General features: G+C 64.8%; 8 protein-coding genes and 3 pseudogenes. 8 read left to right on the top strand and 3 right to left on the bottom strand.

Features of this window, described 5'->3' with window-relative positions:
* Window positions 1-22: 22 nt before the first annotated feature.
* The gene (locus OKW35_RS21830; RefSeq protein ID WP_429553116.1) at window positions 23-1,378 is read right to left on the bottom strand and encodes an MFS transporter; all 1,356 of its coding nucleotides are present in this window, start codon (window positions 1,376-1,378) and stop codon (window positions 23-25) included.
* Between the two features lie 455 nt (window positions 1,379-1,833).
* Between OKW35_RS21830 and OKW35_RS21825 the strand changes: the two are divergent.
* A pseudogene (locus OKW35_RS21825) lies at window positions 1,834-2,001 on the top strand (DAK2 domain-containing protein); the annotation flags it as partial.
* 17 nt (window positions 2,002-2,018) lie between these two features.
* Here the strand turns inward: OKW35_RS21825 and OKW35_RS21820 are convergent.
* A pseudogene (locus OKW35_RS21820) lies at window positions 2,019-2,619 on the bottom strand (aldehyde dehydrogenase family protein).
* Window positions 2,616-3,557, bottom strand: coding sequence for a LysR family transcriptional regulator (locus OKW35_RS21815; RefSeq protein WP_429402573.1), 942 nt, complete (start codon window positions 3,555-3,557; stop codon window positions 2,616-2,618). Before OKW35_RS21815 ends, OKW35_RS21820 begins: the two are co-directional and overlap by 4 nt.
* A gap of 290 nt (window positions 3,558-3,847) precedes the next feature.
* Between OKW35_RS21815 and OKW35_RS21810 the strand changes: the two genes are divergently transcribed.
* The 7 genes and pseudogenes from OKW35_RS21810 to OKW35_RS21780 all read left to right on the top strand — a co-directional run bounded on the left by OKW35_RS21810 (window position 3,848) and on the right by OKW35_RS21780 (window position 12,751).
* Window positions 3,848-5,341, top strand: a complete 1,494-nt coding sequence (locus OKW35_RS21810) for a UbiD family decarboxylase (protein WP_429553115.1) — start codon at window positions 3,848-3,850, stop codon at window positions 5,339-5,341.
* Window positions 5,334-6,006: pseudogene (locus tag OKW35_RS21805) on the top strand (UbiX family flavin prenyltransferase). The gene OKW35_RS21810 and the pseudogene OKW35_RS21805 overlap by 8 nt, the downstream one beginning before the upstream one ends.
* Window positions 6,003-9,032, top strand: a complete 3,030-nt coding sequence (locus OKW35_RS21800; protein WP_429553114.1) for a xanthine dehydrogenase family protein molybdopterin-binding subunit — start codon at window positions 6,003-6,005, stop codon at window positions 9,030-9,032. Before OKW35_RS21805 ends, OKW35_RS21800 begins: the two are co-directional and overlap by 4 nt.
* The gene (locus tag OKW35_RS21795; protein WP_429553113.1) at window positions 9,029-9,850 is read left to right on the top strand and encodes an FAD binding domain-containing protein; all 822 of its coding nucleotides are present in this window, start codon (window positions 9,029-9,031) and stop codon (window positions 9,848-9,850) included. The genes OKW35_RS21800 and OKW35_RS21795 overlap by 4 nt, the downstream gene beginning before the upstream one ends.
* 23 nt (window positions 9,851-9,873) lie before the next feature.
* Complete coding sequence (locus OKW35_RS21790; RefSeq protein WP_244145040.1) at window positions 9,874-10,389, top strand: (2Fe-2S)-binding protein; 516 nt, start codon at window positions 9,874-9,876, stop codon at window positions 10,387-10,389.
* A complete protein-coding gene (locus OKW35_RS21785; RefSeq protein WP_429553112.1) occupies window positions 10,382-11,938 on the top strand; it encodes an AMP-binding protein in 1,557 nt (518 codons plus the stop codon). Before OKW35_RS21790 ends, OKW35_RS21785 begins: the two co-directional genes overlap by 8 nt.
* 6 nt (window positions 11,939-11,944) lie before the next feature.
* Window positions 11,945-12,751: an enoyl-CoA hydratase/isomerase family protein gene (locus OKW35_RS21780; RefSeq protein WP_184063157.1), complete on the top strand. Its 807-nt coding sequence runs from the start codon at window positions 11,945-11,947 to the stop codon at window positions 12,749-12,751.
* Window positions 12,752-12,778: the final 27 nt, after the last annotated feature.

Genomic DNA, 12,778 nt, shown 5'->3' with positions numbered 1-12,778 from the left:
GGAAAGCTTCGAGCGATCCGGGCTACCTGAGCGGTCGCTGCGCTCCGAGCATCTCGCCTATAGCTGGGTCGTTGTCAGTGCCCACATGTTGCAAGGACGTTCGTGAAGTTTCTGGAAGCATCATCCCGCCGATCAGGCCCATGAAAGATACGGCGATCAGATACAAAGCGGGCGACATATTGTTTCCGGTCGTGCCGATCAACCAGGTAGCGACCAACGGCGCGGTGCCCCCGAAGATCGTGTAGGCGAGGTTATAGGTAATGGCCGACCCGGTATAGCGCATCCTGGTTGGGAACACTTCCGACAACAACGCAGCCGTCACCACGCCCGACAACACCGCGCCTGTCGCGAGCATTGCCACGCCGATCAGTGCTGACAGAAATTGTCCCGAGCCCGCGAGCGAGAACGAGGGATAGACGATTGCAATCAACAGCGCGCACGTGGTGAATAATGTCATGCGGCGCCCGGCGAAATCAGAATACAGGCCGGCAAGCGGACAAATGGCCGCAGCAAACAAAAGTGCCACAACGGTGATCAGCAGCGAAGTTGCGCGACTCATGTGTCCTACGACCTGCAGATATGTCGCGAAATAGGTAGTAAAGGTATAGAAGGACAATGCTGTCACTGAAATAAATGCACCGAGCTTCAGAATGCCGCCCGCCTGCGTACGGAACGTTTCGCGCAACGGCGCATGCGCCACCTGGTGCTCGCCTTCAAGAGCGCGGAAGGCGGGTGTTTCATTGAGACTGATGCGCAGGTACAGCCCGATGAGCCCGATGGGTGCGGACGCGAGGAACGGCACGCGCCATCCCCACGCGCGCATTGCATCAGCCGAAAGCGTTGCATCAAGCGCATAAGCGACGACGGCCGCGATCGCAAATGAAGAAAAAGTCGACACGGGAATAAAGCTGCCGTACCAGCCGCGTTTGTTTTGCGGGGCGTGCTCCATTACGTAGGCACAGGCGCCAGCATACTCACCACCGGCCGAAAAGCCCTGCACGCAGCGAATCACGGTTAGCAACAACGGCGCGAGAGCACCGATGGCGGCGTAGGTCGGCAGCAGGCCGATCAGTGTGGTCGCCCCGGCCATCATCAAGATGGTCAGCGCCAGCGTGCGTTTGCGCCCAATCCTATCTCCAATTACGCCAAACACTATGCCACCGACCGGACGAAATGCGAAAGCCACTGCAAACACCGCGAAAGTCTTCAGGAGGCCCGCGGCTGGATCGCTGCTCGGAAAAAACTCGCTAGTGAGGATAGTTGCGAGGAAACCATACGCTGCGAAATCGAACCATTCAACAAAGTTACCAATCGAGGCAGCCATGATGACTTTGCGCAGTGTTCTAATATCGACTTCAGGGGACGGTGCCTTAGACATTCGATACTCCCGTAGTTGCTGTGAGCGTGCCGTGAAAGCATCACCCACATGCGTAATCGATCGCGCTTCAAAAAGTGAGGATCGGTAAGTGAGTAGAAGGGACCAAAAGTCGGCGTCATAGAACATTCCCGCCATTACGTTGTAACGAGAGCGCCAAATTTTCAGCGCGCTGATTCGACTTCCGGTATTTTGAGCGAGGCGGAGGGTCGGCCGGGATTCGCAAAAAATCCGCCGTATCCCGCATCTCCCATCTCGGCCTAAGCCACTGATTTGAATGCGAAATCGATCGTCGGATCGAGCGGAGGCACGGGTCGCCGGAGATCGGGCAGATAGTCACCGAGCGCGTCGTCCAGGCTGAAGAAGCGCTGATTGCGTAGGCGGGCGATGACCCATCTCTGCGCCAGAAGGACCGACAATTCTGTTTTCGGCTTATCGCGGGGTTTTTTACTCCGGGCTGGAATGCGGCCTCGACGGCTAAGGGCGCGGACGAAACCGCGAGCATGGCGCCACGCGCCGGACGCGCGAGCTATCTCGGCGCGCGTGCGGTGGGTTGGCCCGATGGCGGCGCGGTGGCGGTCGCGATCTGGCTTGCCGCGTTGATGCCGCATAGCAGCGGACGCTAGCACGCGCCTTTGGCGCATCAACGAAGCGGAGCCACGCCTTCCACGATGCCCGCCGGCATGCAGATGTGCTTGATCTCGGTGAAGTCGGCGAGCGCGTCGTAACCGTGCAGACGCCCGAGCCCGCTTTGCCGGTAGCCGCCCGTTTCCGCTTCCGCGAACAGCTTGTTGTGATCGTTGATCCACACTGTCCCGTTGCGCAGCGCGCGCGGTGCGCAACGCGCGCGCGCCGTCGTGCGTCCACACGCTGGCCGACAGGCCGAAGACCGTATCGTTGGCCTTCTCAAGTGCTTCCTGCTCGCTTTCAAAAACTTCGAGCGCGACGAACAGCCCGAAAATCTCGTCCTGACAGAAGAACGCCTTCGGATCGCCATGCTCGACGAGCGTCGGCGACAGAAACGCATGGCCGGAGCCCGCGCCGCGCAGCACGTCCTGGCGCAGACGTGCATCCTGCGCCCACGTCGTGCGATCGAACCCATGGCGCGCGGCGGCGATGGCGGCATCGGCTTCATCCGCGCCGCCGTCGGCGAACCGGTCGATGGCCTCGCCCGTGGCGGGATCGATGCTGTCGAACGTAGGCGTGCCGGTCCATTCGCCGGCAATCCGGCGTGATGCGTTCATGCGGAGCGTTCCTTCAAAGAATGGGATGGTTCGTTACACGAAATATTCGAGGCTTGATGCAGCTCGTCGCCGATGATCGCGATCAGCGCTTCGGCCGCCGCGCTCAACGGCCTTCGCGGATGGCTCACGCAGACGACATGCCGCACGATGCGCGGCGCGAGAATCGGGCACGCGCGCAAGGTGCCATGCCGCGCGGCGCGCTCGACCACGATGCGCGGCAGGATCGTCGCAAAGCGCGTGTTTTCGACGAGCTTGAGGATGGTCGAGAGCACGTCGATTTCGAAGCGCGGCGCGAGCAGCACGTCTTCATGCTGCGCGGCGCTGTCGAGCACGCCGCGCAGGCCGTGGCGCTTGGTCGGCAGCACGAGTTCCAGTTCGGGCAGCTGCGCGAGTTCAATGGCGTGCGGCAGATCGGGGCCGTGCGCGGCGCTGGTTGCGAGCACCATCTCTTCGTCGAGCAGCGCGCGGGAGTCGAGCGACAGACGCGCGCGCGGCTTGTTGATGATCGCGGCTTCCAACTGACCGCCCGCCACCCAGTCGATGAAAGTCGCGCTGTAGCCGTCGGCGACCGTGACTTCGACATCCGGATATTGCGCGTGAAAGCGCGAGAGCGAATCCGCGAGCACGCTCTCCGTGACGGACGCAATCAGCCCGATGCCGACGTGTCCCGTCACGACTTCATCGCGCTGAACGATCTGCTGCCGCGCGTGTGCGAGGTCGCGCATGATCGGCAGAAACAGGCGATACATCAGCCGCCCCGCCGCGGTCGGCGCCATGCCGTGCGCGCCGCGCTCGAAGAGTTGCTGATGCAGTTCGTCCTCGAGCTTCGCGATCTGCATGCTGAGCGCGGGCTGCACGATATTCAGGCGCTTGGCCGCCCGCGTAACCGAGCCGTCCTCGAACAGCGCGATGAAGTACTGAATTTGCTTGAGGTCCATCTCCCCCCTCGTGCATCAGCGATGCTAATAGCCACCACCTGCATTATCACGTCGAACGGTGCGTGCCTGCCGCGCGCCGTTGCCGCCCGCGCCCGCCAGTACGGGTTGCGGGACGGATCTATTGATACGTAACCGTAAGAACGCTGTCATCGGGGCTAACACTGATATAAGAGTGAATGATCCAGCGCATCAGAAAACACTATTAGAAGTTATGGCGCGATATCGCTACGCTTGACCCCATCGATCGCTGCGGCATCACTTTGCCGGGCACAGCACAGATGGAGACGCTGATGAACATACGCGATGCCGCAAAGAACGGCATTTCCTCATTCTCGTGGGCCCCGGAAGGCTCGGAGGCGGGCTCGCTCTCGCTGCGCGACTGGCTCGCGCATCTCGCGAAGACGGGCCGCCTCGCGACCATCGACAAGCCGGTTGCGCTCGAACACGAACTCGCCGCTATCGCCAAACGCCTCGACGGCACGCAAGCGGCGTTTTTCACGCGCCCCGGCGGCCATGCGGTTCCGGTCGTGAGCGGATTCATGTCGAAGCGGGCGTGGATTGCCGAAGCAATGGGCGTCGACGAAGCCGCTTTGCTCGCACGTTTTTCCGCCGCTGCCGCCGAGCCGCTCGCGTCGAAAGTCATTGCGCGTGAGGACGCGCCGTGCCAGCAAGTGGCGCATACGAGCGGAATCGATCTGCACGCGCTTCTGCCTATTCCCACGCATAGCGAGCATGACAACGGCCCGTACATCACCGCAGGTCTCGTGATTGCGCGCAATCCGCGCACCGGCGTGCAGAACGTGTCGATCAACCGCATTCAGGTGCATGGCCGCGATCGCATGGCGATACTGCTGCTGCCGCGCCATCTCTACGCGTTCCAGCGCGCCGCCGAGGAAGCGGGCGATGCGCTCGACGTGGCCGTCGCCATTGGCGTCGATCCGCTGACGATGCTCGCTTCGCAAGCGATCACGCCCATCGATAACGACGAACTCGAAATCGCTGGCGCGCTCCACGGCGCGCCGCTGCCGGTCGCGCAATGCGTGACGAGCGGTGTGCATGTGCCCGCGTTCGCGGAGATCGTCATAGAAGGACGCATTCTGCCGAACGTGCGCGAGCCGGAAGGCCCATTCGGCGAGTTCCCAAAGTACTACAGCGCGAAGGAAGCGCGCGAAGTCATTGAAGTGACGGCGGTGACGCATCGGCGCGACCCGATTTTTCATACGATCGTGCCGGCCGAAATGGAGCATCTGCTGCTCGGCGCGATTCCGCGCGAAGCGACGCTCCTCGCGCACCTTCAGCGCAGCCATCCGGCGGTGAAGGACGTGCATCTGTCGGTAGGCGGTGTGTGCCGCTATCACCTGTGGGTGCAGTTCGACAAGAAACGCGAAGGCGAAGCGAAGAACGTGATTCTCTGCGCGTTCGGCGCGCATTACGACATCAAGCTGGTCGTCGTCGTGGATACGGACGTGAACGTGCACGATCCCGCAGAAATCGAATGGGCGATTGCGACGCGCTTTCAGGCCGACCGCGATCTCGTCGTCGTCGCGGGCGCGCAAGGCTCGCCGCTCGATCCCTCGACGACGGTCGGCCAGCCCGACGACGCCCCCGCGCATCTGCAAGGCATCAGCGCGAAGATGGGACTCGACGCGACGCGCCCGGTCGTCTATCCGGCGCATGTCTTCACACGCGTGCGCATCCCGGGTCAGGACACCGCGGATCTGACCGCGCTCGTCGCCGCCGACAACAGCGCGCTCGACGCCTACCTCGCGCGCGATCATGGCTGAGCGGAAGAAGCGCATCGTCGTGGGCATATCGGGCGCGAGCGGCGCGGTCATCGGCGTGCGGCTGCTCGCTGCGCTGCGGCGCCTCGGCACGCACGAGACGCATCTGATCGTGTCGGCGTCGGGTGCGGCGCCTCGGCACGCACGAGACGCATCTGATCGTGTCGGCGTCGGGTGCAGTGACGGCGGCGCAGGAGCTCGGCCTCACGCGCGGCGACGTCGACCAACTCGCGGACGTCGTGCATAACGTGCGCGATATCGGCGCGGCCGTGGCGAGCGGTTCGTTCCTCAGCGAAGGCATGGTGATTGCACCGTGTTCGATGAAAACGCTCGCGGGTGTCGCGAACGGCTTCGCGGACAATCTGCTGACCCGCGCCGCCGACGTGATGCTCAAGGAGCGCCGCCGCCTCGTGCTGGTCGCGCGCGAGACGCCGCTCAATCTCGCGCATCTGCGCAACATGACGCTCGCGACCGAAATGGGCGCCATCGTAATGCCGCCGGTGCCGGCGTTCTATGCGCATCCGAAGACCATCGACGATGTCGTCGATCACACGGTCGGGCGCATTCTGGATCTGCTCGGCATCGAGCACCGCGAGATTGCGCGCCGCTGGAGCGGTCTCGCCGATGAATTCGGCAGCCGCGGCGAAGATGACGGAGTGACGCCATGAATCAGCGCGAAACCGGATTTGCCGATATCAACGCGCGCGTGGCCGACAGCGATGCCGCGAAGCCGCAGCGCCACGTCGGCCAGCCGCTGCAGCGCTTCGAAGACCCCGCGATTCTCACGGGCCGCGGCCGCTACGGCGACGATATCGCCGTGAAGCCCGGCACGCTGCACGCAGCGATTCTGCGCTCGCCGCACGCGCATGCGGAACTCGTTTCCATCGATACCGAAGCCGCATCGAAGCTGCACGGCGTGCACGCCGTGCTCACGCGCGACGATCTGCGTGCGTGGTCGCGACCCTTCGTCGTCGGCGTGAAGTCGCCGATGGAGCAGTGGGCGCTCGCGATGGACCGCGTGCGCTACGTCGGCGAGCCGGTGGCGGTGGTGATGGCGGAATCCCGCGCGCTAGCGGAAGACGCGCTCGACCTCATCAAGGTCGACTACGCGATGCTCGATCCGGTCACGTCCATCGAACAATCGGTGCGGGGCGATGCGCCGGTGCTGCACGAGCGCGTCGGCAGCAACGTGATCAGCGACCGGCGTTTCCGCTATGGCGAACCGGAAGCCGCGTTCGAAAACGCGCCGCATCGCGTGAAGCTCGTCGCGCACTATCCGCGCAACACGTGCGCGCCGATCGAATGCGGCGTGGTCATCGCCGAGTATCTGTCGGGCGGCGAAGGCTATGACGTCACATCCAATTTCATGGGACCGTTTTCGCTGCACGCCGTCATGGCGATGGCGCTCAACGTTCCCGCGAACCGTCTGCGTCATAAGGCCCCGCGCGATTCAGGCGGCAGCTTCGGCGTCAAGCAGGCGGTGTTTCCGTATGTCGTGCTGATGTGCCTCGCCTCGCGCAAGGCCGGCGCGCCGGTGAAATGGGTCGAGGACCGGCTCGAACACCTGAGCGCGGCGACTTCCGCGACCGCGCGCCTTTCGACCATCGAAGCGGCCGTTGAAAGCGATGGCCGCATCGTCGCGCTTTCCTACGATCAACTGGAAGATATCGGCGGCTACGTGCGCGCGCCCGAACCCGCGACCTTCTACCGGATGCACGGCTGCCTGACGGGCGCATATGCCATTCCGAATCTCGTCGTGCGCAACCGCGTCGTGCTCACGAACAAGACGCCGACCGGCCTCGTGCGCGGCTTCGGCGGACCGCAGGTCTACTTCGCGCTGGAGCGGCTCATTCAGCGTATCGCCGTCGAACTGAGGCTCGATGTGCTCGATGTGTACCGCCGCAACTTCGTTCCCGCCGATGCCTTTCCGTATCGCGCGACGGCGGGCGCGCTGCTCGACTCCGGCAACTATCAGGAAGCGCTGCGCCGCTCGATGACCGAAGGCGGCTACGACGAACTCGTCGCGCGACGCGACGCGGCGCGCAAAGTTGGGCGTCTTTATGGCATCGGCTTCGCGGCGATCGTGGAGCCGTCGGTATCGAACATGGGATACATCACGACTGTGATGCCGCCCGACGCCCGCAAGAAAGCCGGGCCGAAGAACGGCGCGATCGCCAGCGCGACGGTGAGCGTCGATCTGCTCGGCGGCGTGGTCGTCACCATCGCGTCGACGCCAGCGGGCCAGGGCCACATGACGGTGTGCGCGCAAGTCGTCGCGGATGTGCTCGGGCTCGACCCGAAGGACATCGTCGTGAACGTCGAATTCGATACGCACAAGGACGCGTGGTCCGTCGCGGCGGGCAATTATTCGAGCCGATTCGCGGGCGCGGTGGCCGGCACGGTGCATCTGGCCGCGACCCGCGTGCGCGAAAAGCTCGCGCGCATTCTCGCGAAGCAGTTCGGCTGCGCGCCCGGCGACGTGCGCTTCGAAGGCGCGCGCGTCTTTCCGAACGGTGCCGAAGAGCGCGCGTTGCCGTTCGCGCGCGCCGCAAGCAATGCGCCGCACTGGGCGCCCGCGCTGTTACCGGAAGGCGAGGAGCCGGGTCTGCGCGAGAGCGTCTTCTGGTCGCCGCCGCACATGGACGCGCCCGACGAGCAGGATCGCATCAACACGTCGGCGGCGTATGGCTTCGCGTTCGACATGTGCGGCGTGGAAGTAGACCGCGTGACGGGGCGCGTGCGCATCGACCGTTATGTGACGACGCACGACGCCGGCACGCTACTCAATCCCGCACTCGCCGATGGCCAGATTCGCGGCGCGTTCGCGCAAGGCGTCGGCGCGGCGCTGATGGAAGAGTTCCGCTACGGCGCGGACGGCAGTTTCCAGTCCGGCACGCTCGCCGACTATCTGATGCCGACGACCTGCGAAGTGCCCGACCCGGTGATCGTACATCTGGAGACGCCGTCGCCCTTCACGCCGCTCGGCGCGAAGGGGCTCGGCGAAGGCAACAACATGAGCACGCCGCCGTGCATCGCGAATGCGGTGGCCGATGCCCTCGGCGTCGACGATATCCGCCTGCCCCTCACGCCGCCCAAAGTGATGGCGCTGATCGGCATCGACGATCCCGAACCGTCGCGGCCCGAACTGCGCGAAGCACCGGCTGCGAAGCCCGCGACGCCGGGCGGCAAGGCGTTGACGGCGCGCGGCACGGTCGATTTGCCCGCGACGCCCGAAGCCGTGTTCGGCGTGCTGCTCGACCCGAAGGCGCTCGCGAAGGTTATTCCCGGCTGCCATGCGCTCGACGAGACCGCGCCGAATCAGTATCGCGCGGACGTGACGGTGGGCGTCGGCATGATCAAGGCGCGCTTCGAGGCGCGCATCGGCTTGTCGGAGATCGACGCGCCGCACCGGCTGCGGCTCGCGGGCGCGGGCATCTCGCCGCTCGGCAGCGCGCGCGGCAACGGTCTCGTCGAACTGACGCCGCAGGGAACCGGCACGCGCCTCACTTATGACTATGAAGCGCAGGTGTCGGGCAAGGTGGCGGCGGTCGGCGGACGCATGCTCGAAGGCGCGGCGAAGGTCGTGCTCAAGCAATTGTTCGAATCGCTCGGACGGCAGGCGGCGGGCCAGCCCGTCGAGCAGCGCAAGTCGTGGATTGCGCGGATGTTGGCCCGCTTCAGGAGGCACGTATGAAGCCCGCGCCGTTCGATTATCTGCGCGCCATGACGACGCAAGACGCGCTCGACGCCCTCGCGCAAACCGGCGACGACGCGCGCGTGCTGGCGGGCGGTCAATCGCTGATGGCCGTGCTCAACATGCGGCTCGCGCAGCCGCGCGTGTTGGTCGATATCTCGCGCACCGCCGAACTCGACGCCGTGCGCGTGGATGACAAAGCAGGCCATCTCGTCGTGAGCGCGGCGGCGACGCAAGGCAGCGTCGAATGGCGTCCCACGCTGCGCGACGAAGTGCCGATGCTCGCGATGGCGTTCCCGCATATCTCGCATTTTCAGATTCGCAATCGCGGGACGGTGTGCGGCTCCGTCGCGCATGCGGACCCGAGCGCAGAACTGCCGCTCGTGCTGGCCGCGCTCGGCGGCGACGTGATGCTGCGCTCGAAAAAGAAGCGCCGCACGCTCGCCGCGCAGGAATTTTTTCAGGGAATGCTGATGACCGCGCGCGAGCCAAACGAACTCGTGGAAGCCGTGCGCTTTCCGCTCAGGAAGCCCGGCGAACGCTATGCGTTCACCGAGTTCTCGGCGCGGCACGGCGATTTCGCGATCGTCGCGTGCGCGGCGGTGGTGACGGACGATTCGATCCGTATCGCGGTCGGCGGCGTCGCGGACCGGCCGGTGGCGGAAAGCTGGCCGCGTCTGACAGGCGACGACCTGCGCGGCGCATTGAACGACCTGAGCTGGAAACTGAACGCGCAGGACGACGCGCACATCAGCGCGAAATATCGACGCAATCTCGTCCGGCAACTGGGATGGCGCGTGATCGAGGAGGCTACGTGAGCAGCAACACATCGGACAACATCATGCGGCAAGGGGAGCAGCGGCGCATCACGCTGACGCTCAATGGCCGCGAACGCAGCGGCCATTGCGAGCCGCGCGAACTGCTGTCAGATTTCATCCGCCACGAACTGGGCGCGACCGGCACACATGTCGGCTGCGAGCATGGCGTGTGCGGCGCATGCACGGTGCACGTGGATGGCGTCGCGGCGCGCTCGTGCCTGATGCTCGCGGTGCAGGCCGATGCGCGGCGCATCGACACAGTCGAAGGTCTTGCGCCCGACCAGACGCTCGGCGATTTGCAGCAGGCGTTCCAGCGCCATCACGCGCTGCAATGTGGCTTCTGCACGGCGGGCATTCTGATGTCATGTGCGGACTATCTGCAGCGGGTGCCGAATCCGACCGAGGATCAGGTGCGCGACATGCTCTCGGGCCATATCTGCCGCTGTACCGGCTATACGCCGATCGTCGCGGCCGTGCTCGATGTGGCAGCGCGTCGTCAGGTCGAGGCGCGCGGCGAGAAGGAGGCCGAACATGCTTGATCTCGGCCGCACGTTTCTGCAAAGCGTCGAGCGCAGCCCGAACGCGCTCGCGCTCGTCGATGGCGACATGCAACTGACCTATGCGCAGTGGCATCGCATAATTCTGAATGTCGCCGATGCCCTGCGCGAACTCGGGCTGCAACGCGGCGACCGGTTGCTCGTCGTGCTGCAAAACCGCTGGGAAATGGCGACGCTGCACTGGGCGGGGCAATTCTCGGGCATCGTGATCGTGCCGCTCAACTGGCGCGCGAAGCCGGAGGAAGTCGAGTACTGCGTGACGGATGCGGACGTGAAGGCGATCGTCTACGAACCCGTTTGCGCCGATGCCGTCGTGGAAAGCGCCGCCGCGCAGCACGTGCCGCGCATCGGTCTGGACGACGCCCCCGGCCGCACGATGGCCTTCGACGCGCTGCTCGCGGAACGCACGCGCACCGGCGAGACGACGCACGCCACCGCCGACGATATCTCGCTGATCCTCTACACGTCCGGCACGACCGGCAAGCCGAAGGGTGTCCCGCGCCGTCATCGGCATGAACGCGCGGGCGCGCTCGCGCACGTCGCGCAGAACCTGTACCGGCGCGGCGAACGCACGCTCGGCGTGATGCCGCTTTATCACACGATGGGCGTGCGCTCGCTGCTTTCGATGGCGCTCGTCGATGGCGTCTTCGTCTGCGTGCGTCGCTGGAACGCGAAGCTCGCGCTCGAATCCATCGCGAAGTACGCGCTCACGTGCCTCTATCTCGTGCCGACGCTTTATCACGATCTGCTCGCGGACAGCGCGTTCGCCAGCACCGATACGTCGTCGGTCAGAAAGCTGGGCTTCGCGGGTGCGCCGATGAACGATGGTTTGCTCAAGCGCCTGTCGGCTGCGTTCGAGCCGGAGATCTTCGTCAATCACTACGGTTCGTCCGAGGTCTACACGGTCAGCATCGATCAGGACGCGACGCGCAAGCCAGGCAGCGCCGGGCGCGCGGGCGTGAACACGCGGCTGCGCGTCGTGAAGCTCGACGCCGTGTCGCCCGATGAGATCGCACAGGCCGGCGAGGAAGGCCAGATCATCGCGGACCTGCTCGGCGACGAAGCATTCGAAGGCTACTGGAACCGCCCGGACGCGAACGCGAAGTCGCTGCGCGAGGGCTGGTATTTCACCGGCGACACCGGCTATTTCGACCGCGACGGCGATTTGTACGTGACCGGCCGCGTCGACGACATGATCATCAGCGGCGGCGAAAACATCTCGCCGGTGGATATCGAATCGGTGCTCTCGCTGCATCCGGCCGTCGATGAAGTCGCGGTCGCGGGCGTCAAGGACGAGCGCTGGGGCCAGCGCGTGGTCGCGTTCATCAAGCGCCGCGAATACGTCGATGCCGAGGCGCTCGACGCCTGGTGCCGCCAGTCCGACCTCGTCAACTTCAAGCGCCCGCGCGACTACGTGTTCGTCGACGATATTCCGAAGTCGCCGGTCGGCAAGATTCTGCGCCGCAAGCTCTCGGCGGGCGAATACGCATCCGACGGCAACGTTCAACCTACACAGACCACAAAGGAGTAACCCGATATGAGCGATTTGAACCATCGCGGCCAGACGCTGCTGCAAGGACTCGACGGCTTCTCGGTCGAGATCGACGCCGAACGCGAGCGCGCCGACATCATCCTGCATCGGCCGCCGTTGAATGTCATTTCGATGCGCGCGCGCGACCAGTTGCGCCTCGTCTTCGAGGCGCTGGACGACGACGAGCGCGTGCGCGTGATCGTCGTGCGCGCGACGGGCGAGCACTTTTCGAGCGGCGGTGACATCAAGGGCTTTCTGGAAGCGTCGCCGGAGCACGTGTCGAAGCTCGCGTGGAATATCGCGGCGCCCGCCCGTTGCTCGAAGCCGGTGATCGCGGCCAATCGCGGCTTCTGCTTCGGCGTGGGGTTCGAGCTGTCGCTGGCTTGCGATTTCCGCATCGTCACCGAAACGACCTTCTATGCGCTGCCGGAGCAAAAGCTCGGGCAGATTCCCGGCTCGGGCGGCTCGGCTCGTCTTCAGGCGATGGTCGGCATCGGCCGGACGAAGGACATCGTGATGCGCTCGCGCCGCATTCCGGGGAAGCAGGCTTACGAGTGGGGCATTGCGGTGGACTGCGTGGCCGACACGGAACTGGAAACCGCCACCGATGCGCTCGTCGACGAACTGCGCGCGTTCTCACCGCTCGCTCAGCGCACCGCGAAGAAGCTGCTGAACGATTCGGAAGATGCGCCGCTTTCCATTGCTATTGAACTTGAAGGGCATTGCTATAGCCGGCTGCGCACATCGGACGATTTCCGCGAGGGCGTCGAGGCGTTCCATGGCAAGCGCAAGCCGGTGTTTCGCGGAAGTTGATAAGCAGCGTCGCAGAAGAACAGGAGA

The organism is Paraburkholderia sp. MM5477-R1, from assembly GCF_050436385.1.
Classification (GTDB): domain Bacteria; phylum Pseudomonadota; class Gammaproteobacteria; order Burkholderiales; family Burkholderiaceae; genus Paraburkholderia; species Paraburkholderia tuberum.
This window is presented reverse-complemented; position numbering and strand designations above follow the sequence as displayed.

What these genes read in the sequence shown, in the direction of transcription:
- OKW35_RS21795 (WP_429553113.1), top strand. Translation starts at nt 9,029, where the DNA reads ATGAAGCCCGCGCCGTTCGATTATCTGCGCGCCATGACGACGCAAGAC.
- OKW35_RS21830 (WP_429553116.1), bottom strand. Translation starts at nt 1,378, where the DNA reads ATGTCTAAGGCACCGTCCCCTGAAGTCGATATTAGAACACTGCGCAAA.
- OKW35_RS21800 (WP_429553114.1), top strand. Translation starts at nt 6,003, where the DNA reads ATGAATCAGCGCGAAACCGGATTTGCCGATATCAACGCGCGCGTGGCC.
- OKW35_RS21780 (WP_184063157.1), top strand. Translation starts at nt 11,945, where the DNA reads ATGAGCGATTTGAACCATCGCGGCCAGACGCTGCTGCAAGGACTCGAC.
- OKW35_RS21815 (WP_429402573.1), bottom strand. Translation starts at nt 3,557, where the DNA reads ATGGACCTCAAGCAAATTCAGTACTTCATCGCGCTGTTCGAGGACGGC.
- OKW35_RS21790 (WP_244145040.1), top strand. Translation starts at nt 9,874, where the DNA reads ATGCGGCAAGGGGAGCAGCGGCGCATCACGCTGACGCTCAATGGCCGC.
- OKW35_RS21785 (WP_429553112.1), top strand. Translation starts at nt 10,382, where the DNA reads ATGCTTGATCTCGGCCGCACGTTTCTGCAAAGCGTCGAGCGCAGCCCG.
- OKW35_RS21810 (WP_429553115.1), top strand. Translation starts at nt 3,848, where the DNA reads ATGAACATACGCGATGCCGCAAAGAACGGCATTTCCTCATTCTCGTGG.